Here is a 24,225-nt window from a genome sequence, read left to right as displayed (position 1 = left end):
TTCATAGTCTGTAGCTTAAAATTGTATAGGAGATATTCCTCTTAACTTTTTCAAAAATAGGTGCTAGTTCCTTACCATCCAATTAATTCTCTATTAAAACCCTCAAACGGGAATAATATTATCTGAACGGGGGGAATTTATTTTATCCTCTAAATCAGCAAGTTACAGCCGCGAATGTCGGAATTATCGAATCTTCCGAGGATTTCAAAAGTGCCTTTGTCGCCTGGTTTACCCAGATCTTTCGTTTCGATGAAGGCGCAGGAATCCACATTGGCCATGTCTATGATATTGACCCCTCCCGTGCGACCATGGGGCAGATACACGAAAGGGTCGTTGATGTCCCTTATCATGACTTTTGCCCAATTTGGGAACTGAAAAATGCCCTTTCGGGGTGCGTAGGCTTGCGTGAATAGCTCACACATGCCATATTCAGAATGGATCTCTTCAACTGAAAAGGCTTGTTGCAGTACCTGATGTAGTTCTTCCCGGATCATTTCGTTGCGCCGGCCTTTCATGCCGCCCGTTTCCATAATGACCTGATTGGTAAGGTCCAGACGGTGTTTTTCAGCCAGATCCAACAAGGCAAAAGAAACTCCAATCAAAAGTGCTCGGTTTTTGTTGCTTTGAAGATCCTCGATCAGTTCTTCATCCCTTTTCAGATAATAGGCCGATGCTGGTGCTCTGGACATGAAATGGTCCACCATGGCAATCAAAGAGGAGTCGCCTTGTTCCTGATAAGATGGTAGAAGTGCTCTTATTTGGTAATTGTTTAGACTCCCGTAAATCGATTCGAAGGACTGGATTGTGTTTTCTAAATAAAAGTCCAGGTCCTTGACCAAGTGCTGGCTTCTGGTGGCATTTCCGGTGCCGCTGCTCTTAAAAACCTTTTTCGGACGCCATTTTCCCGATTGAATCTGATGGCTTTTGAAAAAAGAGATCGGTAAAAATGGGATATCCGTAAGTTGGCGGACGTTGGTAGGGTTTTTGCTCAGATGTTTGCAATACGATTGATAAAGCTCGTTTTCATGCCACTGGTAGTCAAATAGGGCGACTGCCGCAGCTTCGAAACTACTTTCTTCGATCTGATATATGTCTTTTTTGAAACTATCTGAAAATGACATGAGTTTCTCCCATAAGGGATTGTAAATTTACTTTTGTCCTTAAGCATATGAACAAGAAAAAGGTTCTATTCTTATTTTTCCTGGCAGGTTTTCTGATTTTCATGTCAGGATGTTTCGATCCGCCTGAGTTTTCAAACATTCCTGAGATCAAATACAAAGGCCTTCGCTTCGTACAAGTTGAAGGTGCGTTGGATACGCTGGAGCTCAGTTTTGAATTTCAGGATGGCAACGGTGACATTGGATTGGACTCTGATGATGTACTGCCTCCATATCATTCTTTAAATGAAATCAGGGACAGTGACGACAGCCTTGTGTTTTTTGGTAATCCCCAAGGGGTAAACCCCCCTCTGTTTTCTGTAAATCCGTTTGATCGACAAGAACGCGAAATATTCAGCGAGACTTACAATCCACCTCCTTACAATACAAGGGACTGGTTCATTAGAGAAGCTTTTGGTGATACGGTCATGGTGACTGAAAATGAATTTGGAAAAAACATCCGAATAGATCTGCTGAGAAAAGTGGGTGGGCAATATACCCTCATCAATGATGAGCTCTTTGAAGATTTTGATTCACGTATTCCTGTTTTCGATCGAGAAAACCTGATGCAAGAAAGGGCACTTTCAGGTACGATCAACTACGCAATGCAATCACAGGCATTTCCGATCATCTTTAGAAACGATACCATTAAGCTGCGCTTCTTTATTTATGATCGTGCACAGAACAAGAGCAACGTGGATGAGACACCCGATTTTGTATTGAGTGATCTTCCAAGGTAGTGACTCAGGCAGCTGAATCAGATATTATTCAAAAGAAACTGGAATTAATTGGGAGCAATGATTGGAAACGCCAACTGTTGTCTCTTAATTTAAAGCACACATGAAATTAGATTTAAAACATAAGTTCGTCGGACTGCTCAGTTTGCTGTTCTTGCTTGGATGTGAAGAGACAGTAGAATTGCCTGCAGAACCCGCGATTAGTTTTAAGTCTTTTGAATTTCTGGAATCCAACAAGAAGCTGGAAGCTGTTCGGCTGACCTTCGATCTACAGGATGGAGACGGAGATATGGGGTTGAAACCTGAGCAAAACTTCGTTCCGTTCCATGAGTTTGACCTGATTCTGGATGCGGATAATCAATTGGTGAAGCAGTCCAATGAAGTTAATGCGCCTTTTTACCGGCTACAGCCTAACGGCGAGCGATTCTTTTTTAGCGAAGGAAAGGAAAGGCCCATTTATAATGCTTTTGATTACATGCTAATGGACAGTGCCTCCGATGGTACGGTGTTATCTGATACGGTGTTGATCCATCGTAATCCATTTCATTATAACCTTTATTTGTCGATCCTGAAAAAGGGTAAATACGGTTTTGCATCGGTTGGGCTTAATCCGGTAGGGCGAGGACGATTGCCGATTTACGGTCGATTTGATGTCGAGCTACCACCAAAGAAACAGGGTCCATTGATTTCAGAAGTCTCCTTTGATGTGGGCAAGAGGCACTTTGCTCAGTTAAATCCGACAGATACCTTAAAGCTTCAGTTTTATATTTTTGATCGAAAACTGAACCAAAGCAACCTGGAAGTCACGCCTGAATTCATTCTAGGTGATTTGATTAGTGCAAACTAGGTAGGATTCGATTATCAGACACCTTGAAGGGAATCTCCGTTTTGGGGTGGCATTGATTCATTTTAGTTATTTGGTTCTTTTTCAGCAATGGAAAAAGAACAAGGTTTGCCGAAGGGAGTCTATATCAAATTCTAAGTTTGGTGGCAAATGGGCCTACTCTGACTTACATCAGATATGATAACATTTAATAGCAATCAAAAACTGATATTTTCAGATATTCAATCTGAAATGTATCCCTGATATAGCCAGGTTTAATATAAATCCGAATACTTCTCAGGTGCCACTTCTGCCATCATTGCATACGCTTCCTCGAAGATGTCTTCTGCATTTGGTTTTGAGAAGTAGTCGCCATCTGAACTATACGCAGGACGGTGATTCATACCGGATAAGGCCCGAGGTTTAGAATCCAGGTACTGATACGCGCCATCTCTGTCAAGCACCTGCTGCATCATGAATGCAGTTGCGCCACCGGGAACATCTTCATCAACAAATAGGACCCGATTAGTTTTGCGTACAGAGCTGGCAATCGTTCCGGTACGGTCAAATGGCAATAAGCTCTGAACGTCAATTACTTCAGCACTGATGCCGAATTCCCGTAACTGGCTCGCAGCTTCCATGACAATTCTACAAGTAGAGCCGTAAGTCACGATGGTAAGATCTTCGCCTGTGTGTAGTATCTCAGGGACTCCCAAAGGAGTTCGTACGTCTTGCAGGTTTTCAGGAATCCTTTCCTTCAGTCGATAACCGTTCAGTGACTCAATAATGATGGCAGTGTCATCAGATTCAAGCATGGTGTTGTAGAATCCTGCAGCTTGAGTCATGTTTCTAGGTACAAGTACATACACTCCTCTCAATGCGCCCAGGATCATGCTCATGGGTGAGCCCGAGTGCCAGACACCTTCCAGTCTGTGCCCTCGTGTTCTGATGATCATTGGTGCCTTCTGGCCGCCTTTGGTTCGGTATTGTAGTGTAGCCAGGTCATCAGACAAGGTCTGGATGGCATAAAGCAAATAATCCAGGTACTGAATTTCTGTGATCGGACGCAAGCCTCTTAAGGCAGCTCCAATACCCTGGCCAATGATGGAAGTCTCTCTAATTCCTGTGTCGGTTACTTTAAGTTCACCGTGTTTGTCTTGTAGACCGGCAAATCCCTGATTCACATCGCCGATCTTTCCTACATCTTCTCCGATGGCAAATACCAGCGGATTGGTTGAAAGGTGATGGTCGAAGCAGGCTTGAAGTACTTCACGTCCATCAACCATACGGCTGTCTTCTTTGTATTCAGGTCTGACTTCTCCGATTTTTATTGCCGCTTCAGGGGACTCACTGTACATATGTGAGCTGTACTCGTCAAATCTGGTTTTACGCGTTTCCTGCAACCACGCTTGTAAGGCTCTTTTAGCTTCTGTTTCTTCGTCTTTGAGATATCGCAGGCTTTTTCGAACCGCACGAAGCACGTCGGACTTGATCGGATTGAGGGTTTCTTTTAATGAGTTGGCGATCTCATTGAGTTTAGCAGGCTCAGCTGCAGCGTCGATAGCTGCTTGCAAAAGCTGTGTAGCTTCTTCCAACTCTTGCTGCAAGTCAGCGCGGAAAGCCTTCCAGGCAGCATCTTTTTCTTTTTTGGCTTTTTGCTTGGCGTCTTTTTCAATCTGAGCCAAAGTGTCCGCATCAACCACTTGCTCGTCCAGGATCCATTTTTTCATCTGGATGAGGCAATCGTACTCTTCTTCCCAGGCGAGACGATCTTTCGACTTATACCGCTCGTGCGATCCTGAAGTAGAATGACCTTGTGGTTGGGTCAGCTCGGTGATGTGTACCAGACATGGAACATGGGATTTTCGGGCGATTTCTTCGGCCTGCGCATAGGCATTGAGTAACTCCTGGTAATTCCAGCCTCGTGCCACCAAAATCTCAAAGCCATTTGTTCCTTCCTCTTTTTGATATCCAGCCAATGCAGCTGAAATGCTCTCTTTGATGGTGTGATACTTCTGGGGAACAGAAATGCCGTAACCATCATCCCAGACAGAGATCACCATGGGAACTTGTAATACACCGGCTGCATTGAGTGTTTCCAGGAAGTGTCCTTCAGAAGTAGAGGCGTTCCCGATAGTTCCGTAAGCTATCTCGTTGCCATTGATTGAAAAGTCTTTGTATTCCTGAAGATCAGGATTCTCCCGGTAGAGTTTGGAGGCGTATGCCAGCCCAAGCAGTCGGGGCATTTGGCCAGCCGTGCAGGAAATGTCTGCACTACTGTTCTTCATGTCGGTGAGTGTTTTCCACTCGCCTTTATTATTAAGTGAACGTGTGGCGAAGTGCCCGTTCATCAATCGGCCGGCAGAAGCTGGCTCTTCCTTTACATCCGTATGTGCGTAAAGTTGAGCAAAGAATTGCTGGACCGTCAATTGGCCAATGGCCATCATGAAAGTCTGATCTCTATAATATCCTGATCGAAAATCGCCATTTCGAAAGAAACGGGCCATTGCCAACTGGGGCAATTCTTTACCATCACCGAAAATGCCAAATTTGGCTTTTCCCATGAAGACCTCTTTTCGGCCGATCAAACTCGCTTGTCTGCTCTCTACAGCGAGTGCATAATCATTAAGGATTTCATCCTTGGAGAGGGTGATTTTGGTCGATTTTGAGGTGGTTTTGCTATCGATCATGAACCAGGATTTTATCTTTCAGAGGTAACAAATTTATCTAAAAACGATGAGCTTATCAAGAGAGTATGCGGAATAAGTTGAAAATTCGAGATAAAATGAAGAAAATTAATCAAATTAAATTTTGCAAATTCATCATTTTAAGAATTTTATACTGAATTACCGAATGTTGCTTTTCGTTCCTTTGGAAGTAATAAAATAACGAGATTTATTGAATCAAAGTTGGATGGAATCTCAAATAAGGCGGCGATCTTTGCGCACATTTTAACCCGGAATAAACGTTTTTATAATGGTTATTGGAGTCCCTAAAGAAATCAAAAACAACGAGAATCGTGTGGCGCTTACCCCTGCTGGAGCAAAAGAACTGACCAAGCATGGTCATACGGTTCACGTGCAGTCTACTGCTGGAAATGGCAGTGGATTTTCCGATGAAAATTACAAAGAAGCAGGTGCTTCTATTTTGCCCACCATTGAAGCAGTATATGAGATTGCCGAGATGATCATTAAGGTAAAAGAGCCTATCGAGCCTGAATACAAACTCATCAAGAAAGATCAGTTGGTATTTACTTATTTTCACTTTGCTTCCTATGAGCCACTGACGAAGGCCATGATGGAAAGTGGTTCGGTTTGTTTGGCATACGAGACGGTCGAAAAACCAGATCGCTCTTTGCCGCTATTGGTCCCTATGTCTGAGGTGGCAGGAAGAATGTCCATTCAGGAAGGAGCCAAGTACCTGGAAAAACCAATGGGTGGACGAGGTATTCTTTTAGGAGGCGTTCCTGGTGTAAGACCTGCGAAAGTATTGATCCTCGGAGGAGGTGTCGTCGGGACGAACGCTGCAAAAATGGCTGCCGGACTAGGAGCGGATGTAACCATTATGGATATCAGCCTGCCTCGATTGAGGTACCTGGATGATGTGATGCCTGCGAATGTGAATACATTCATGAGCAATGAGTACAACATTCGTGAGCTGATCACAACTCATGACCTGATCGTGGGAGCGGTATTGATCCCAGGTGCAAAAGCACCACATTTGATCACCCGTGATATGCTAAAAGAAATGGCTCCGGGAACCGTATTGGTAGATGTTGCTGTAGATCAGGGTGGATGTATTGAGACGTGTAAACCTACGACACACCAGGATCCTACCTATGTGATTGATGACGTATTGCATTATTGTGTGGCTAATATGCCGGGTGCAGTACCTTACACTTCTACCTTGGCATTAACCAATGCGACATTGCCTTATGCAATTCAGTTGGCCAACAAAGGCTGGAAGAAAGCGTGTCAGGACAATAAAGAATTAGAGCTTGGTCTGAACGTGATCAACGGGGAAGTGGTATACAAAGGAGTAGCAGAAGCATTTGATCTGCCATACACCGATGTGAAAGAATTCCTTTAATCTCTAAGAACCAGGAAAAGGCGGAAAGTCTTCCAGAGGATCGTAGGTACTGCGATCCTCTTTTTTTTGCCAGCAAAAATGCCGTAAGCCATTAGTAATGGCCACATGGTCCGCATCTAATACTTTATTGTAAGTAGCCAACTGATGAAGTGTGGCTTTGCCCATTTCAATTTTATAGGATTTGCACTCTATCAGCATGAATACTTTTGCGGATCGATCATAGACCAGTAAGTCACTGCGTTTTTCTCTGTGATTGTACTTTAATCCTGATTCAACTTTGATCAGTGATTTTGGATAACCGAGGTGGTTGATCAATAGGTGTAGGAAATGCTGTCTTACCCATTCTTCAGGGGTAAGGAAGATCATCTTCTTCCGGATGATGTCAAAGACGTAGAATTCATCTCCATTTTGTTCCAGCCTTAATTCAGCGGGAGGAAGGTTAAGCCTTGGAAACGGGAGCGACATGCTTCATTTTGACACGAGCGAGGAAAATGATCCCCAAAATGAAAAAAGTGGCCAATGCCAGGGTGCTGTTGCGCATGGAGCCAGTCACCTGTTCGATAAATCCATAGCTGAACGTGCCCAACACTACACTTACATGGAAGGTGACATCAAAAAATGAGAAAAATGACGCATGATCTTCCGAATCCTTCGGGATCAGTTTAGAGAAGGTTGCACGTGACAAAGCTTGAATACCACCCATGACCAGTCCCACCAATACGGCAATCACATAAAATTGATTGACATGATCTACGAAATAGGCACCGAAGCATACCCCGATCCAAATGATGATCATGGTATTGAGAGAGAATTTATTGCCTTTTCGCTCACTAAGACGAGCAAATAGCAGGGAACCTGCTATCCCTACAAATTGGATGATCAATAGCACAGGGATCAATTGTCCTGACTCCATTTTCAATTCTTTCGATCCGAACAGCGTTGCCAACAACATTACAGTCTGAACACCCATATTGAAAAAGAAAAAGGAGATCAGGTACATTTTCATGTTCTTCAATCCTTTTAGGGCAAAGAATACTTTCTTGATTTCCAGGTAGCCATTGAAAAGAATGCTTCCCGAAGGCTTTTTCTGAAACACATTATCCGGCAATCGGCGGAATGGGATCTGTGCCCAGCCGATCCACCATACACCTACTAGTAAAAAGACTGTTCTAGTGGCCCATCCCGTAGAGGTAAAGCCAAATACTTCGTACATCTGAATTAATATCAGACTGACAATCATCATAAGAGCACTGCCAAAGTAGCCATAGGCGTATCCAAGACCACTGACCCGGTCTGTTTCTTTTTCTGATGCAATTTCCGGAAGGAAGGCATCATAGAATACCAGACCGCTGCTGTAGCCCACACTGGCAAATACAACGCAGAAAATACCCCATTCCAGCGTTTCTCCGGTGAAGAAGAACATGCCCATGCAGGAACCGGCACCCAAATAGGTGAATATTTTTAAAAAGAGCTTTTTCTTTCCGGTGTAATCGGCGACGCCCGATAGCAAGGGAAGAATTACTGCTGAGATCAAATACGAAAATGACAAAGCGTAACTGTAAAGGACGGAGTTGACGATCTCATAGCCAAAGAACTGCACCGTTTCGCCATTGCCCATGTTTTTAGTCACGGCGGTGTAGTAAATCGGGAAGATTGAGGTATTGATGACCAGGTTGTAAACCGAGTTAGCCCAGTCATACATGCACCAGGCCTTGATAAGATTTTTAGGCTGCTTCATAAATTTCGGACTGTAATTTAAGACGGGATTTGGCATTGATCTTTGTGCGGGGGATACAAATTACTAGATCATTAAATTCAACTTTGATAGATTGAGAAAATCTTTAGTTTTACCCCGGCCCTAAAGGGCGTTTACGCTGATTTTCGACCTTGCCCTTTTAAGGAATAGAAGGGGTGATAAGGCAATCTGTCAAAGTAGAAAGTAAAATCTCTCTTTTTTCCGCAAAAAGGAGAACTTACCGGTGCTTCTTTTTCGTTTTAGTTCTAAACATCAACTACGACAATGAGTCAATCTATCGTTAAAGATTTAGAGGGTAGTCTTCCTCCAAGTGACCTGCCCAGAGTAGTGATCATCGGGGGTGGTTTTGCAGGGATCGAACTGGTACAAAAATTACGAAAGTGTCCCGTGGAAACGGTGATGCTGGATAAGAACAACTACCACACCTTCATTCCATTGTTGTACCAGGTGGCTACGGCAGGACTTTCACCTGGAGATATCTCCAGTCCTTTGCGCGAATTTTTACAAGATGACGATCATTTTCATTTTCGATTGGCGGAAGTTGAATCCGTAGATCAGGCTGCCCAAGTGGTGCGGACGGATCTGGGTGCATTGAAATACGATTACCTGGTGATCGGAACGGGCTCTAAAACCAACTTTTTTGGTAATGCCAAAATAGAAGAACAAGCACTGAAGTTAAGGGAGGTAAAGGATGCCCTTGCCCTTAGGACTCAGTTGATCAACAATTTTGAGAAAGCCCTTTTCGCCAACAACGACCAAGAGTTGGAACAATACATGAACATTGTGATCGTGGGAGGAGGCCCAACAGGAGTGGAACTGGCAGGAGCCATCGGCGAGTTACGGGACCATATTTTGCCAAAAGACTATCCAGAGCTGGATTTCAGTCAAATGCGCATCGTACTGGTCGAAGGCAGTGATCAGGTGTTGAATACCATGTCTGATTTTGCCAGCCGAAAAGCAAAAACTTACCTGGAGTCCTTTGGGGTTGAAGTGTTAATGGAGAAACGAGTGACAGATTTTGAGGAGGGACATGTCACGCTTAACGATGGTTCTGAAATCCCTTCTCGCTGTTTGATCTGGGCTGCAGGTGTCGTAGGTAATGTGCCGGCAGGTTTTGAGGCGGAATCGCTTGAACGTGGCCGACTAAAAGTCAATGATTACCATGAGGTCGCTGGAACGAACAACGTTTATGCGATAGGTGATGTGGCCATTCAATATGTCAAAGGTTGGGATCACGGCCTGCCGATGCTGGCTCCGGTAGCGATCCAGCAAGCTCAGCATTTGGGTAAAAACCTGAAACGAAGACTGGCTGGTAGGGAACGAACTGCCTTCCGTTATTTTGATAAAGGTTCTATGGCTACAATCGGTAGAAACCATGCGGTTGTGGATGCCAAAGGCTTAAGTTTTGGTGGCTTTTTCGGATGGTTTGTATGGATGTTTATTCACTTAATTTCTATCATGGGCTTCAGGAGGAAATTCCTGGTATTTATGGGGTGGGTCTGGAATTATATTTCATACAACCGAGGTAATCGGCTGATCATTGTTCCCGGTAAAACCGGAACAGCGACAGAAAAGGAAGAATTGATACCAAAAGCGCGTGCTTGATCATGTCCATGTGGGAAAAATGCCGATTCATGTAGGAAGCTCACGGAATCAATCATCTTCTTTCAGATAAATGACTAATTTTTCGTCTTGATAATTTCTTGGGAATTGATGATTGGAAGCAGATGATTGCTCCCGTCTTAAAATTCTCTAGATTTGTCTGGCTATATTTAATAAACCTACGCAACTTCAATTTGGCGAATGAGCACTAAGTACTCTTGCATCATTGTAGAGGATGACGAAGACTTTGCTGAAATGCTGCAGCAGTATCTCGTACGTATCGGCGGTCTTGACGTCTTGGCAGTCCATGGCGACACGACCAAAGCCGCTTTGGATATCGAGAAGCTGAAACCGGATGTCATTTTTCTGGATATCAACATCTCTGGCCTGGAAGGTCCGGAGTTCATGGAGTTGGTAGAACACAGACCACAGATCATCGTCTGTTCAGGTCATCCGCCTTCTGTTATGTCCAATTACGACATTGAAATTGCAGAATACCTTCAGAAGCCTTTCACCAGAGATCAACTGGAAGTAGCAGTTAAACGCTGCATTGCTTCGCTGTAATTCATAACCTTTCTATTCTTTCTTGGACTGACGGACCCTAACTTTGTCCTCCCATGATAAGCATCAATAAACTCTCCTATTTTCTGGGAGATCGCATATTGTATGATGAAGCATCATTATTCATCACGCCAAAAGATAAAATAGGTCTGATCGGACTCAATGGTACCGGTAAATCTACCCTGCTGAAGATGATTTCAGGGGACATAGAGCCGGCCGGAGGAGACATTTCCATGAGTAAAGGGACGACCATTGGTTTTCTGAATCAGGACTTGTTGAGTTATCAATCGGATGAGCCTATATTGGAAGTGGCAATGTTGGCCTTTCAGGAAGCACATGACTTGCAACATCAGATCGATAAGGTGCTCCACGAAATGGAGACAAACTATCGGGACGAGCTGGTCAATAAGCTGGCGAAGCTTCAGGAGCGTTTTGAAGCGGTCGAAGGCTACACCATTCAATCGAGGGCAGAGGAGATTTTGGAAGGGATCGGTTTCAAGACCGAGGACTTGAAGCGGCCTTTGAGAGAATTTTCAGGAGGCTGGAGGATGCGTGTGATGCTGGCTAAACTACTCTTGGAGCAGCCTTCCTTATTAATGCTCGATGAGCCTACCAACCACCTTGACCTGCCTTCTATCAAGTGGCTCGAGGGCTATTTGCAGAGCTATGAGGGAGCCGTGATCATTGTCTCTCACGACCGTCGTTTTCTCAATGCCTCTATCGACAAGATTGTAGAAGTCTATCAGGCAGATTTGCATCTCTATGCTGGGAATTACGATTTCTATGAGGAGGAAAAGGAACTGCGCAATGAGATCCAGCAAAATGCTTTTGAAAATCAACAGCAGAAGATTAAGCAAGCAGAGCGCTTCATAGAACGTTTTAAAGCGAAGGCGACGAAAGCGAAACAGGCACAATCTAAGGCCAAGCAATTGGAAAAGATGGAACGGATTGAGGCGGTAGTGGATGATACAGCGCAAGTCAATTTTAAATTCAATTTCAAAACCAAATCGGGCCGGCACGTGGTGCGTTTGGAGAATATTTCTAAAGCTTATGGGGATCTTGAGATCCTGGATGGAACAGTGGCTCATATTGAGCGAGGAGATAAGATTGCGCTAATTGGCGCAAATGGAAAAGGTAAATCCACGGTCCTTCGAATTGTAGGTGGCAATGAACCACATCAGGGCAAAGTAGAACTAGGCCATAATGTAATGACTTCCTTTTATGCGCAGCATCAACTGGAAGCGCTGGACATAGAAAGTGAGATCATTGAGGAGTTGAAGCAACAAGGAACCGGTAAGACCGAACAGGAATTACGTGGTGTCCTGGGATGTTTCTTATTCACCGACGATGATGTGTTCAAAAAGATCAAAGTCCTTTCCGGAGGAGAAAAGTCTCGTGTCGCACTGGCAAAGACGCTGATCTCCGAATCGAATTTCCTGATGCTAGATGAGCCCACTAACCACCTGGACATGCTTTCTGTGAGTATTTTGGTGCAGGCCTTGCAGCAATTTGAAGGAACGTTTCTTTTGGTTTCTCACGACCGGGATTTCATTTCCAAAGTTGCGACCAAGATATGGTGGATCGAGGGCCAGCAAATCAAGGAATACCCAGGTACTTATGAAGAGTTCGAATGGTGGATGGACCAGCGCGAAAAGACTCAAGGGAAAGTTCAGAACGTAGATGCTGCTGAAAGTAAGGTGCAGAAACCAAAGAAGCAGAATACCAAACCTAAACTGGATAATAAGGAAGAAAAGGCCTTAAAGCGAGAAATTACGGACATTGAGTCGCAGATCGAAACACTTGAAGAAGAAGTAGCAAACCTGGAAGCCAAACTGGCGGAACCTGAGGTGTACGAAAACGAAGAGAAATTGGCAGAAGTGAACCAGTCGTACCAACAAAAAAAGACCTCATTAAATGAGGTCACTGAAAGGTGGGAACAGCTTCTGGAGAAGCTGGACTGATTTAGGGCTGCTGAAAAAGTCTCAGGTTAGCCATATACTAGGCGGCCGAAAGAAGATGTATATCTAGACTTCAATTTGAGGCCAACGACGTAGATGGTTTGCCTGAGGCTAGCGATAAAATCTCGATTTCGAGAATTTATTGTGTACAAAATCTAATCTCCAAAGGAATTCTTATTGTAAATCCGAGTGGTTTTCAGCACGCCCTCATTACTTCTTCACCATGAAGTAGTAAATAATCGCCGTAATGATGCTGAAAAGCAAAGCAAAAACGGTCCAGATAACTTTTGTAAACGCAGCCATTTTCTTTTGAACAGCCCATACGTCATAGATAACGAAGATGGCACAGATGATCGCGATAATATAAAGAATATTACTCATGGTAGGTTTATTTGATTGGTGATAATGTAAATCAACTCAATGTACACAAACCTTCGCAATTATGTTCGATGAAACGGCTGAACATAAGGTTGAAAGCGCCGCTTCATTCGATTGGGATGATTATCTATAATTCAAAAAAGGATCCCCTCCCTATTCATCAAATCATAGCCGTCAATTAAGCGTCATTCCTGACTCTGATCAGGAATCTCAATGAGAGGTTGTACTTATTAAACTTGAGATTCCGGCATTCGCTCGGAATGACGAATAATGACTTTTAGCTTAAGTTGACGGCTATGCCTTAAAAGGGGGACTTTAGAAGTTCTTCTTATTCAAACTGATAAGGAAACATCGGAAAATCCACCACCGGTAATGACCGCCCCTCAAAATCGAAAAAGGTGACATTGTCCCAGGAGGAGCCTTGTCCCCACGGATCGCGAAGATCAGAACTGATCCAGCCTGGTTCCCAATAAATGACCCCTAAAGCACCAGCATCGATCGCTTTTTGGGTTAGGAAAGTCATGAAGTCCAGTTGCCCTTCTTCCGTGAAAGGGTACCCCTCCAATGGAGAGCCACCGAGAATATTTCCATAATTATCAGCATCTTCTGTGGTCCACGGATAGGCTGTTTCCAGGATCATGACGTCTTTTTGGAATTGCTCCCGGAAGCCTTCGATTGTCTGGTCAATGGATGAAAGACTTGATCCGGTATGCCACAGTGGGTAATACGAAATCCCGATGATGTCAAAGTCTACTACTACTCCTGAGGTTGTCATTTGGCCAAACCACCATTCGACATTAACAGGATCTGCAACGTGAAGGATGATTTTTGTGTCAGGATTGGTTTGCCGAACCGCAGTAATGGCAGCATTCAGTACTGTTCCAGCCTGCGACCAGTTGCCTTCACAGACATTGCAATTTGGGAAGTTTGCCGGCCGATCAGTGATGAAAAGCCCACAATTGATTTCATTTCCTATCTGAACATACTTGGGAGACAGCCCTTGAGCGCTCAGCTTCGAGAGTGTCTTTAACGTGTATTGTTCTACGGAATCAGCAAGTACCTTAAGGTCTGTGATTTCATGGTAGGCAGCCGGAATTTGTTGCCGGCCCGGATCAGCCCAAAAGTCGGAGTAGTGAAAATCAACGAGCAAGTCCATTCCCTGCTCTTTGGCCCTCGTCATTGATCTAATTACATCTTTTATGTCACTGTAAGGTCCAAATAATCCATTGGTGCCATAGACTTCTTTGGTCCATTGAGGATCATGCCATAATCGAAAGCGAGCAAGGTTTAATCCTTTTGTAGCCAGGATTTGATAGGGGTCGGCCTCTTCGCCGGAATCATCAAAGTAGGAGCCTCCCAGGTCTTCTACTTGATTGGTGTAAGATAAGTCTGCCCCGAAATAGAAGTTGTTTCGAGCGCTTGGTTCAGGTTCTTGAGAATGGCAACTTATCAGCCCCAACAGGACAAGCCCGATGAGGAGATAAGTTGCACGTTTGTTGTGGAATATTGACTCAATCAAAATCGATGATCAATGGCGTTTTCGCAGGAACAGTCAGTCCCTGACTCAAGTCCACGGATTGTCCCGAAATGATTTCTTTTCCTTTTTCATTTCCGATGATCAGTTCAGAAAAACGACTCAGATCCAGATCGACATCCTTGTCATTTTTGCTGAGGATGGTCATTACCTTGTCACCTTCCGTATATCGGAAGAGTACATATATGTCCTGCTTCGGATTGTAATGTTTCAACTGACCATAGTGAACTGCCTCACTGGTCTTTCTCCAGTTGAGAAGCGTTTTGAAATAATTCTGCGTGGCTTTTTGTTCCGCACTCATACCGGCTCCGCTAAAGGCATTTTTAGCATCTCCGTCCCAGCCACCAGGAAAATCGCTGCGGATGATCCCGTGTTCGGTTGTTCCAGGATTACTCATTAACACTTCTGTTCCATAGTAGAATTGAGGAATGCCGCGAATGGTGGTGTAGTACGCCAGACCTAATTTGAACATGTCCATGTCTTCGTTCACCTGTGTGTAAAAACGACTCATGTCGTGGTTGTCAGGGAAAACGACCAGATTGAATGGATCAGCATAAGAGAAGTCTTTGGCCAATGTCGTATAAGCTGGTAGCCAACCATTCCAATCTCCCTGAGGGTTGTTCAAAGCTTTCGTCAACTCGGCCTGAAGTGGGAAGTCCATTAAGCTAGGAAGGCAGGAGGTGTAGCCATTAGGATTGTCTTTAGCTGCTTGCCAGTAGGCCACAATTGAGGGATCTTCGAACCACTCTTCACCCACGATATTGAAATTAGGATACTCATTCATCACGGCACAAGTCCATTCCGTCATGTAATCCATGTCAGGATAAGGATAAGTGTCCATGCGAATCCCAGACATGTCCGCAAACTCAATCCACCAGATGGAATTCTGTGTCAGATAGGTGGCCATATAAGGGTTTCTTTGATTCATATCTGGCATGGTTGTTACAAACCAGCCATCGAAGAACTCTTTGCGATCGATCGCCGTGGAATAAGGGTCCTGGACCACAGGCTTACGGTGGGTCGTGATCTGGTATTCACCACGCTGGTATTCTTCCTGATAGTTCACCCAGTCTTTGGCAGGGAAGTCATCCATCCACCAGTGGAAAGATCCGCAGTGGTTGACGATCATGTCCATAATCACTTTGATGCCTTTTTCTTTGGCCTTCGTAGTGAGTTCAACATATTCTTCATTGGTCCCAAATCGAGGATCAACTTTGTAGAAATCAGTGGTAGAATACCCATGATACGACCATTCTTCCATGTCATTTTCCAATACAGGGTTGACCCAAATAGCAGTGAAACCCAAATCCTTCAAATAATCAAGGCTGTTGATGATGCCACGGATATCACCCCCATGTCGACCATAAGGTTCTGTACGGTTCAGTCCTTCTCGCATCCCATCAATTACATCGTTGGAAGGATCTCCATTAGCAAAACGATCAGGGGTGATCAGATAAAGTACGTCGGTGGTGTTGAACCCCTGTCGTTCAGCAGAACCCGCTGCTCGTTCTTTGAGCTCGTAGCTGTAGGTGGCTTTCGTTTTGCCACGCTGTTTGAAGGCAATGTCAAACGTGCCAGGCTTAGCATCCACAGCCATCTCTAAATCAATGAACAGGTAATTGGGGCTCTGTAGACTGGTAACGGCAGTGATTTCTACGCCAGGGTAATTCAATTCCGGTTTGGTCTCGGCAATGTTCTCACCATTGACCATCAGTTGCAGTTTAGGGTTTTTCATGCCAGCCCACCAGAATGGAGGTTCCATCCGGTCCACTTTTTGGGCCAGTACAGGAACCATGAGTAGGATAAGGCAAGCAGTAATTACATTTTTCATTAGTAACCAGGGTTTTGGTTAAGGTTAGGATTGACAATGAGGTCAGTGGAAGGGATAGGGAATATGCGCAGGTGATCAGAGATGCTTGCGCCCTCAGCCACACCACCTTTCCATGGCCACAAATAGGTGCCTGAAGAAAAGGCTCCAAATCGGATCAAATCCGTTCTGCGGTGACCTTCCCAATACAACTCACGGGCTCTTTCTTCCAGTAGAAAATCTAATGTGATTTCACTTGCGGCTACATCACCAGAATTGTCTCCGAAGGCCCGCTGGCGCAATTCATTGATCCGGGCTACACTTGCCGCACTGGCACTTCCTGTGTTACGAACTTCAGCTTCAGCCAGCATTAGGTAGGCATCTGCCAATCGGAACATTGGAAAATCAGTCCCAACATGATCAATACCAGGCGCTCTTTCTCCGGTACTTGCTTCAATGTTTGACCATTTTTCTACCGCATATCCTTCTTCGAATACACTCAAGTCCTGAATTTCCAAAGATTGACCTTCGCTAAAGAACATACCACGTGAATCATTGGCGTCAAATTTATTGACCAGACCGCTGGTGGTTCTTAAGCCGTTCCAACCAGAAGGTACGCCATAATTGGTCAATGCTTCGTCTTCTATTTCATTACCTGAAGCATCCAGATTGTCCTGCATGGCACCGCCAATACTTGCACGTACCAGGAAGGTAGTGCCGCCCCAGCTTTGAGAGACATTGCCATCATGAATGATAGGGAAGATGATTTCATCAGTACGCAGGTGATTGTCACCCATGAATAACTCATTATAATTCGGCGCCAAAGAGAAGGCTCCTGAATTGATGATCTTCTCGCAAGCGACAATTGCTTCCGCAGACTGGTCGCTGCCAATGTAAACACTGGCATTCAGGAAAAGCTTGGCTTGTAGCATCCAAACAGCTGCTGCATCGGCACGTCCATATTCGTTTTGCCCGGCTCCAGGGATCGAACCTTCGATATCCGATAACTCGGTTGCGATGAAGTCGAATACTTCCAGAGGGGTGCTTTGAAACGGAAGCTCTGAGGAAATGGTAGTGGTCAAAGCGATATTTCTGAAAATGTCCAGTGCATGCCAGTAGGATAGTGCTCTCAAGAAACGAGCCTCTGCCCGATATTCTTCCAGTGTGGTCAGTTCAGCATCAGTTAGTGGTGCTGTGGGGCTTTCAGATACCCTCAGGAAATCGTTGGCCAATGAAATGTTGAAGAAAATACGGGTGTAGAGTCTTAGTGACCAGGGGTCGTCTGCGGCCCACCCGTGTAGGTGCAGTTCCTGAATTCCCGGATCTACCCACGAAATAACTGATTCTTCGGTAGGCAATTGTTGCATTTTCCAGAATACCCGGAGGTAACTGGAAAATCCTTCATCACCCCCTAATGTCAGGTCAGGATCACCTGCAGGTCCCTGGTTTCCTGTAAGAGAAAGCGCTCCGTAAATTTTTGCCAGGTACGCGGTGTAGCCATCAAAGGTGGCAAATGCGACAGATTCCACGGCGCCATTTCTAGGAGTGATGTCCAGATCGGTACAAGCCGTAAAAGTGAAGATTGAAAGTATGGTTAATAATTTTTTCATGATCCCTGGGTTAGAATTGAGCACTTACACCAAACAAAAAGGTCTGAGAACGTGGATAGAGGTTGTTGTCTATCCCGTTGATACCCGCTTCAGGATCCAGTCCGCTATAACCCGTGATCAGCAAGGGATTGCTTGCGGTCAGGTAGGTGCGGAGGTTGATATTTTCCAGATTGCGGAAGGTATACCCTACTGTCACGTTATCCACGCGCATAAAAGAGCCATTTTCCAGGTAAACATCCGAGAGCACCTGATAGCTGGAGAACTGATTCGTATAAGCTGATCGGTGAATGTTATTGGGAGCAAAGTTGTTGTTCACGCCTTCAAAAGCACCATTTTGGGAAAAGACGTTGTTGTAAGTCCAGTTACCCAATTGGGCGCGAAGGGTTACAGCTAAATCCCAGTTTTTCCATTGTGTATTGGAAGTGAATCCCAGAATGAAATCAGGTGCAGGATTTTCTCCGACAATCAGGTCTTGCTGATTGATCACGCCATCTCCATTTTGATCTACATAGACATCTAAATCATCCACTACCCGGTCGCCATTTCGGTCTTCATCCGGAACCGGATTGCCGTTAGCATCGCGGATATGCTGATAAGTGAAGAAGGAATTGGCTGGAGAACCGACGCGAAGGATTTGAATACGTTGATCAAGTCCTTGTCCAGAAACCTCACCGACAGGGTATCCAATGAAGTCGGGCAAGTTGGAATTGTCCAGTTTCAGGATCTCATTTTTGTTGTAGGAACCGTTGAAGCTGATGTCCCATTTTAAATCATCGGTATTGAACAGGTTGGCATTGATGGATAATTCTACCCCCATATTCTCCATCTCTCCGATGTTGGTGACAGCTTCATCCCCGGTTAGTGTGCCTGCTGGGAAAGGAATTTCAAACAAGAGATCCGTAGTGAGTTTTCGATAGAAGTCTAAAGTTCCGTAGATCTTTCCCCCCAATATGCCATAGTCCAAACCTATGTTCCAGGATTGCGTCTCTTCCCACTTGATGCTTGGGTCTACCGCGTTGGGACGGATGGTGTTAACGGTATCGTTCCCGAAAATGTATTGGGCAGTTTCCTGTCCAGGTTCGTACAAATTGACATACAAATAGTCTTCGATTTCCTGGCTACCAGTCACTCCGTAGCTCACCCGGAGTTTCAGGTCCGAAAAGATGGTGGACAGCCCTTCAGCAAAGCTTTCATCCAATATCCTCCATCCTACAGCCAGGGAGGGGAATAGTCCCCAGCGGTTATCTTCTCCAAATCGGGTCGACCCGTCTCTTCTTAATGTAGCAGTGATCAAGTATCGATCATTGACTGTGAAGTTGGCACGTCCCCAAAAGGAGATCAATCGGTTTTCAAACTGATCAAATTGTGGGGTAAATAGGATGGAGTTCAACTCTTCCAATTGTGAATCCTCGATGATCGTAAGGGGATCACTGATGCCATAACGGCTCACGGGGATGGTGTCGATCTTTCTGAAATTGGGGAATTCACGGAAGAAATCCTGATAAGAATATCCACCGGTCAATTCCATTCTGGTATTGCCTGCAATCTCCGTGTTGTAGGTCAGGTAAGCTTCCAGTAAGTTGCTGTTACGGTTGAAATCCTCAAACTGGAACCATCCTTGTTGGTTGCGAACGCTTTGCAGCGTTTCTGGCTGGAACCTTTGTCTTTTTCCGTCAGTGCGATCATGCGCATAGTTGATCTTTCCGGACAGCCCATCCAAAAAAGGAAAGTTGTAAGTGGCTGTCACGTTGATTAGGTTACGATAAGATCGGCCGACCTCATAGGTTTGATCGATGGTAGATACAGGATTGTCCGGCGCTAATTCCTGCTCATGCTCATAATAGAATCCTGTTGCTGCATCGTCACTTCTTATGGGTTGTGTCGGGTCGAACAACAAAGCTGTACCTACTACATTCGGGGCGAATCGATCATTGGTCACGGCGTGCTTGGTATTCAGTTGCAACGTCAGGTCGTCATTGAGCAACTTCTGAGTCAGATTGAGTGAGCCGGAAATGCGTTCTGTATTTTCTGTTTTTAGTACCCCATTGAGGTCCTGATAATTGACAGAGGCCCTGAAAGAAGTCACTTTTCCGCCCATGGTAGCACTGAGTGTATGGTTATGCCCATGTGCCAATTGCAGTACTTCATCTGTCCAGTCTGTATCTGCATCACCCAGAGAGTTGGTCCAGCGTTGGCCCCTTCTTTCTACTGTGAAGATGAATTCTTCCCGATTGAGCATTTCAACTCGTTGCGTCAAAATCGAAGCGGAATAATTGCCATCATAGGAAAACTGAACCTTACCAGGCGTTGCGCCGGCTCCGGATTTGGTGGTAATGATGATGACACCATTGGCACCTCGTGATCCGTAGATCGCGGCTGCCGAAGCGTCTTTCAATACCGTGATGTCGGCAATGTCAGCAGGGTTGATGAAGTTAAGCGGGTTTCTGCCACCAGTCATTCCGCCGGGGTTGTGTGCGGTATTGTCCAACGGCACACCATCAACTACGAATAGTGGCTCATTGCTCGCTGACAGAGAGGTTCCTCCTCTCAATCGGATAGAAACCTGATCGCCTGGTCGGCCACTGTTGGAGGTGATTTGCACACCGGCCACTTTACCAGCAATCAATTGATCAGGGGAGGTCAGTACACCTCGGTTAAAAGTTCTACTATCTACTTTGCTTACCACCCCGGTGATGTCACCTTTTTCTACCTGGCCATATCCGATGACTACTACTTCGTCTAGTTGCTGGACGTCCAAAGGCATGTACACATCGATGACAGACTGGGTGCCGACGGTCACTTCTTGCGTCTGATAACCAACGAAACTGAATACCAAAACGCCTCCATCATCTGGTACGGTTATTTGGAAATTACCGTCAATATCGGTGACTACTCCGGTAGTTGTGCCTTTTAGCAATACGGCTACTCCGGGAATAGTGGAATCGTCTCCAGGGTCCGTGACTGTTCCGGTTACGGAACGCTGTGCCATCAATAACCCTGGGATAAGCAGTAGGAATAATCCTACTGCCACCCTGGGTCGGGAGTTAAACAAACAATAATAAAACTTCTTCATACTAATGGGGTTTAGGTCTAGCTCATGGTCGCTTGATCATTTTTAAGGTCTCTTTGGTATTTCCTGAAATCACTTCGATGAGGTAAATGCCTGTCTCATAAGCGGCTGCATTCACAGTAAAGGTTTTTGCAACAGGAGAGAATTCTGAAATAAGTCTACCCGACAGATCTGTGATCACAATCTGATCGATGGTGTTGACACCTTGTATAGTGAACTCCTCGACAAAAGGGTTAGGGTAGGTGGTCAGTTCCAATTGCTGTGGTCCGGTAGACAAAATGACACTGGATTCAACATTGATCGTCGTGAAATTGTCAATGGGTTCTGAAGTATAGATGTAGAACTCACCAGGCGCGAGTGTCACAGAAGCATTAGGGTCAGTAATAGTGATCTGCTCGCCAGTGAAGTAATCGTACCAATCACCTGCTGCTACAAAGTGTGGATCACCATCTCTGGAAGAAGAAGTAGGGTTACCAAACATGGAGATCTGTACATCAGGATGTTCGTAATTGATCCATCGAACACTTGAACTGGCATTCCAGCTAAAATGCTCATCTGAGAGGTAATCCGTTTGTGTTTTAAGATTGATCAATGACTGATATAATCCAAATAATTGCAATCTTTCTGCATCTTCCAGGTATTCCCAACGAGTTGGCTTGATGCCCAGACGGTCATTGTTCAGTTCCTCATCGTAAGCAAACTCACCAAATTGCCAGATCATTTTAGGCCCGGGTACCATGAAGAAGAATGCGGCATCAACTTTTGCATCGCTGATTCGTTCCTCAAGGCTTCCTGCGTTTCGGTTTTCCCACATCACACGCTCCTCATCATGACTTTCCAGATAATTGATGTTGTGGGGGCTTTGCCATCCACGGGTCTCAAAGTATTGCCAGTCCAGATTGGAATGTCTGGTGTTAGACCAAAGCATCATGCCAAGGTCTGCTAACGCACGCTCTTCCTGGTTGACCGCAAAATGCTCCAGCATCACATAAGCTTCAGGATCAGTTTCCCAGATTACATTAGCCATTCTGGAAAGCAGGTTGATCCGGGTAATGTCATATTCACCCCAAAGGCCGACGTTGCCTAAGCTGTTCTTTTGCGTAAATCCTTTGGACAGGTCAAATCGGTAGCCATCTACCTTATATTCTTCAATCCAATAAGTCACGACACGATCGACATAGTCTTGCGTGAATTGACTTTCATGGTCAAAATCGAATCCTACATTGAAATCATGCTTGGGCGTTACGTTGAACCACGCATTGTCTGCTGTCGGAGGGCCGAATGCGCCTGAAGCTTCCATTTGTACCAGTGGGCTTCTGCCGAAGTGATGGTTCAGTACCATGTCGATGATGATGGCCATCCCGCGCTTGTGCGCTTCATCGATGAGGGTTTTGAGTTCATCCTCGGTCCCATAAAACTTGTCTACTGCGAACTTGTAAGAAGGATTATAACCCCAGCTGATGTTGCCTTCGTATTCTGTAATAGGCATCAACTCGATGGCGTTGACCCCTAATGAATCCAAGTAATCCAGACGCTCTGTTACGGCGTTGTATGTACGCTCCTCGGTGAAGTCCCTTACCAGTAGTTCATAGATCACCAGGTCTTCTGCAGCCGGTTTTTGGAAATCAGTGACCTCCCAATCAAACTCCGGGCGATTGGTTTGTAATACGGCTGTTTCACCTGTCGTAAATGCACTGGGGAAAGCAACAAGTCCAGGGTATCGATTTTCGTCTCTGATCTGACCGTCATCATAACTGGAAATAACTTTTTCCGTGTAGGGATCGGCAATGACAATCTCTCCGTCGATCAGGTATTGATAGAGGTATTCTTGTCCGGAAGTTAAACCTGTGATTTCCAGCCAAAATTTATCTCCGTCTTTGTTCATAAGGAAATCCTGATCCAGCGACCAGTTGTTGAAACTTCCCAGTACAAACACATTGTCCTTCCCAGGAGCAGTAAGGACCAAATAGGCTTGTGTATCATCTTCTGTATAATTGGCACCGTCTACCAGACCCGCAGGTAAGGCTACTTCTGGTGTAGTTGGCGTCGTAGAATAGGAGTGAGTGAACGTTTCTGTATCTGTTCCATTAGTAGCCTCAATCACCAGGGAGTGTGCTGCTCCGTCAGTGATGACTTGGTGCGTGTATTGTAAGGCAGTGGAGCCTGATACGGAACTTACAGTAGTTCCATCCAGAGATACAGTGATCGTTGCTGCTTCAGAAGTGGCTACATCCACTTCTACCTGGTCACCAGGGTTGTAAAAAGTTCTTGTGGTCTCAGGAGAATTCACTTTCATCGCAAACCCATCTGAAATCTCAATGAAGGAATCAGTTGTTTGGCCATTGGACCAATCATCACCTTTCATGAGAATACCAACGCGATTGAGTTCGCTTGCTGAAGCCTGAATAAGATCAGTTGGTGTAAAGGTGATGGTAAAAGCTTCCTGGCCGTCAATTACCTCTCGGGTGAATTTTGCGGGATCCGTGGCAGTAGGATCGCTCGAGGCAGGGTTGATATTGGAATTCACACCTGCATTGGAAAGGTCGGGTGCCCAGGTCCAAAGCCAGGCTTCGCCAATCCCCTCTAAATCGGTACCACCGGTAATGTAAGTAACTGTAACGGGTTCATCCGCCGCAGGGAAGTCCGGAGAAACGATCGGTTTGATGTCATGTGTGCCAGACGTTTCGCCTCCACCTGTAGTGGTACCTGCATTGAAAATGAAATCTGAAGTTTGTCCCCCAGACCAATCATCCGCTTTGAGGAGCACCCCTACTTCGTTGATGTCCGAGGCATCTGCGAATTCGGAAATGGTCAGGGTAATAGAGAAAGTGACGACACTGTTTTCCTCTGTTTTGGTGAACTTCGCTACATCCGTGGCGCCTGCGTTGCTGGTAGCAGGATTCACATTCGATGCAACGTCCACATCATCCTTGTCAGGGAGCCAGAGCCAAAGCCAGGCGTTATCGAGCGATTCCAGGTCTGTGCCTGTGACATCATAAGTGATGGTTAATTCTTCGTCGGCTGTGGGATTTTCCGGTGACAAGGTAGGTTCCAATGATACCGTCTGTCCCCAGGAGTAAAAACCGAACGCACATAGAAGGAGAGAAAGGAGCTTCTTCACGGATTTAGAAATGTTTGTAGAA

General features: G+C 45.3%; 16 protein-coding genes. 6 read left to right on the top strand and 10 right to left on the bottom strand.

All coding sequences use genetic code 11. The features are described from left to right. Window positions 1-149: 149 nt before the first annotated feature. A complete protein-coding gene (locus R8G66_16690; protein MDW3194014.1) occupies window positions 150-1,121 on the bottom strand; it encodes an acyl transferase in 972 nt (323 codons plus the stop codon). 47 nt (window positions 1,122-1,168) lie between these two features. On the opposite strand from R8G66_16690, the gene R8G66_16685 reads away from it, so the two are divergent. Next, window positions 1,169-1,897 (top strand): hypothetical protein, encoded by a 729-nt coding sequence (locus tag R8G66_16685; protein ID MDW3194013.1) that lies wholly within the window; start codon window positions 1,169-1,171, stop codon window positions 1,895-1,897. Between the two features lie 100 nt (window positions 1,898-1,997). Then, complete coding sequence (locus R8G66_16680) at window positions 1,998-2,741, top strand: hypothetical protein (protein MDW3194012.1); 744 nt, start codon at window positions 1,998-2,000, stop codon at window positions 2,739-2,741. 251 nt (window positions 2,742-2,992) lie between these two features. On the opposite strand, the gene R8G66_16675 is transcribed toward R8G66_16680, so the two are convergent. Beyond that, the gene (locus tag R8G66_16675; GenBank protein ID MDW3194011.1) at window positions 2,993-5,407 is read right to left on the bottom strand and encodes a transketolase C-terminal domain-containing protein; all 2,415 of its coding nucleotides are present in this window, start codon (window positions 5,405-5,407) and stop codon (window positions 2,993-2,995) included. Window positions 5,408-5,693: 286 nt separating this feature from the next. On the opposite strand from R8G66_16675, the gene ald reads away from it, so the two are divergent. Next, window positions 5,694-6,806, top strand: coding sequence for an alanine dehydrogenase (ald, locus tag R8G66_16670; GenBank protein MDW3194010.1), 1,113 nt, complete (start codon window positions 5,694-5,696; stop codon window positions 6,804-6,806). A gap of 3 nt (window positions 6,807-6,809) precedes the next feature. On the opposite strand, the gene R8G66_16665 is transcribed toward ald, so the two are convergent. Continuing rightward, window positions 6,810-7,271 (bottom strand): type I restriction enzyme HsdR N-terminal domain-containing protein, encoded by a 462-nt coding sequence (locus R8G66_16665; GenBank protein MDW3194009.1) that lies wholly within the window; start codon window positions 7,269-7,271, stop codon window positions 6,810-6,812. After that, complete coding sequence (locus tag R8G66_16660; protein MDW3194008.1) at window positions 7,246-8,544, bottom strand: MFS transporter; 1,299 nt, start codon at window positions 8,542-8,544, stop codon at window positions 7,246-7,248. Before R8G66_16660 ends, R8G66_16665 begins: the two co-directional genes overlap by 26 nt. Before the next feature lie 282 nt (window positions 8,545-8,826). On the opposite strand from R8G66_16660, the gene R8G66_16655 reads away from it, so the two are divergent. The 3 genes from R8G66_16655 to R8G66_16645 all read left to right on the top strand — a co-directional run bounded on the left by R8G66_16655 (window position 8,827) and on the right by R8G66_16645 (window position 12,686). Next, window positions 8,827-10,167, top strand: coding sequence for an NAD(P)/FAD-dependent oxidoreductase (locus R8G66_16655; GenBank protein MDW3194007.1), 1,341 nt, complete (start codon window positions 8,827-8,829; stop codon window positions 10,165-10,167). A 198-nt stretch (window positions 10,168-10,365) separates the two neighbouring features. After that, on the top strand, window positions 10,366-10,728 hold the full coding sequence (locus R8G66_16650) for a response regulator (GenBank protein ID MDW3194006.1): 363 nt from the start codon (window positions 10,366-10,368) through the stop codon (window positions 10,726-10,728). A gap of 53 nt (window positions 10,729-10,781) precedes the next feature. Then, entirely contained in the window at window positions 10,782-12,686 is a 1,905-nt protein-coding gene (locus R8G66_16645; protein MDW3194005.1) for an ABC-F family ATP-binding cassette domain-containing protein, read from the top strand. Window positions 12,687-12,893: 207 nt separating this feature from the next. Here the strand turns inward: R8G66_16645 and R8G66_16640 are convergent, their stop codons facing one another. The 6 genes from R8G66_16640 to R8G66_16615 all read right to left on the bottom strand — a co-directional run bounded on the left by R8G66_16640 (window position 12,894) and on the right by R8G66_16615 (window position 24,203). Then, entirely contained in the window at window positions 12,894-13,064 is a 171-nt protein-coding gene (locus R8G66_16640; GenBank protein ID MDW3194004.1) for a hypothetical protein, read from the bottom strand. Between the two features lie 325 nt (window positions 13,065-13,389). Then, the gene (locus R8G66_16635) at window positions 13,390-14,580 is read right to left on the bottom strand and encodes a glycosyl hydrolase 53 family protein (GenBank protein ID MDW3194003.1); all 1,191 of its coding nucleotides are present in this window, start codon (window positions 14,578-14,580) and stop codon (window positions 13,390-13,392) included. Continuing rightward, window positions 14,573-16,426, bottom strand: coding sequence for a glycoside hydrolase family 13 protein (locus R8G66_16630; GenBank protein MDW3194002.1), 1,854 nt, complete (start codon window positions 16,424-16,426; stop codon window positions 14,573-14,575). The genes R8G66_16635 and R8G66_16630 overlap by 8 nt, the downstream gene beginning before the upstream one ends. Then, entirely contained in the window at window positions 16,426-18,012 is a 1,587-nt protein-coding gene (locus R8G66_16625) for a RagB/SusD family nutrient uptake outer membrane protein (GenBank protein MDW3194001.1), read from the bottom strand. The genes R8G66_16630 and R8G66_16625 overlap by 1 nt, the downstream gene beginning before the upstream one ends. Window positions 18,013-18,022: 10 nt before the next feature. After that, complete coding sequence (locus tag R8G66_16620; protein ID MDW3194000.1) at window positions 18,023-21,085, bottom strand: TonB-dependent receptor; 3,063 nt, start codon at window positions 21,083-21,085, stop codon at window positions 18,023-18,025. Window positions 21,086-21,107: 22 nt separating this feature from the next. Next, window positions 21,108-24,203 carry an alpha-amylase family glycosyl hydrolase gene (locus tag R8G66_16615; GenBank protein MDW3193999.1) on the bottom strand — a complete coding sequence of 1,032 codons (3,096 nt, stop codon included), beginning with the start codon at window positions 24,201-24,203 and terminating at the stop codon, window positions 21,108-21,110. Between the last annotated feature and the right edge of the window lie 22 nt (window positions 24,204-24,225).

Source organism: Cytophagales bacterium (assembly GCA_033344775.1).
Lineage (GTDB): Bacteria > Bacteroidota > Bacteroidia > Cytophagales > Cyclobacteriaceae > JAWPMT01.
This window is presented reverse-complemented; position numbering and strand designations above follow the sequence as displayed.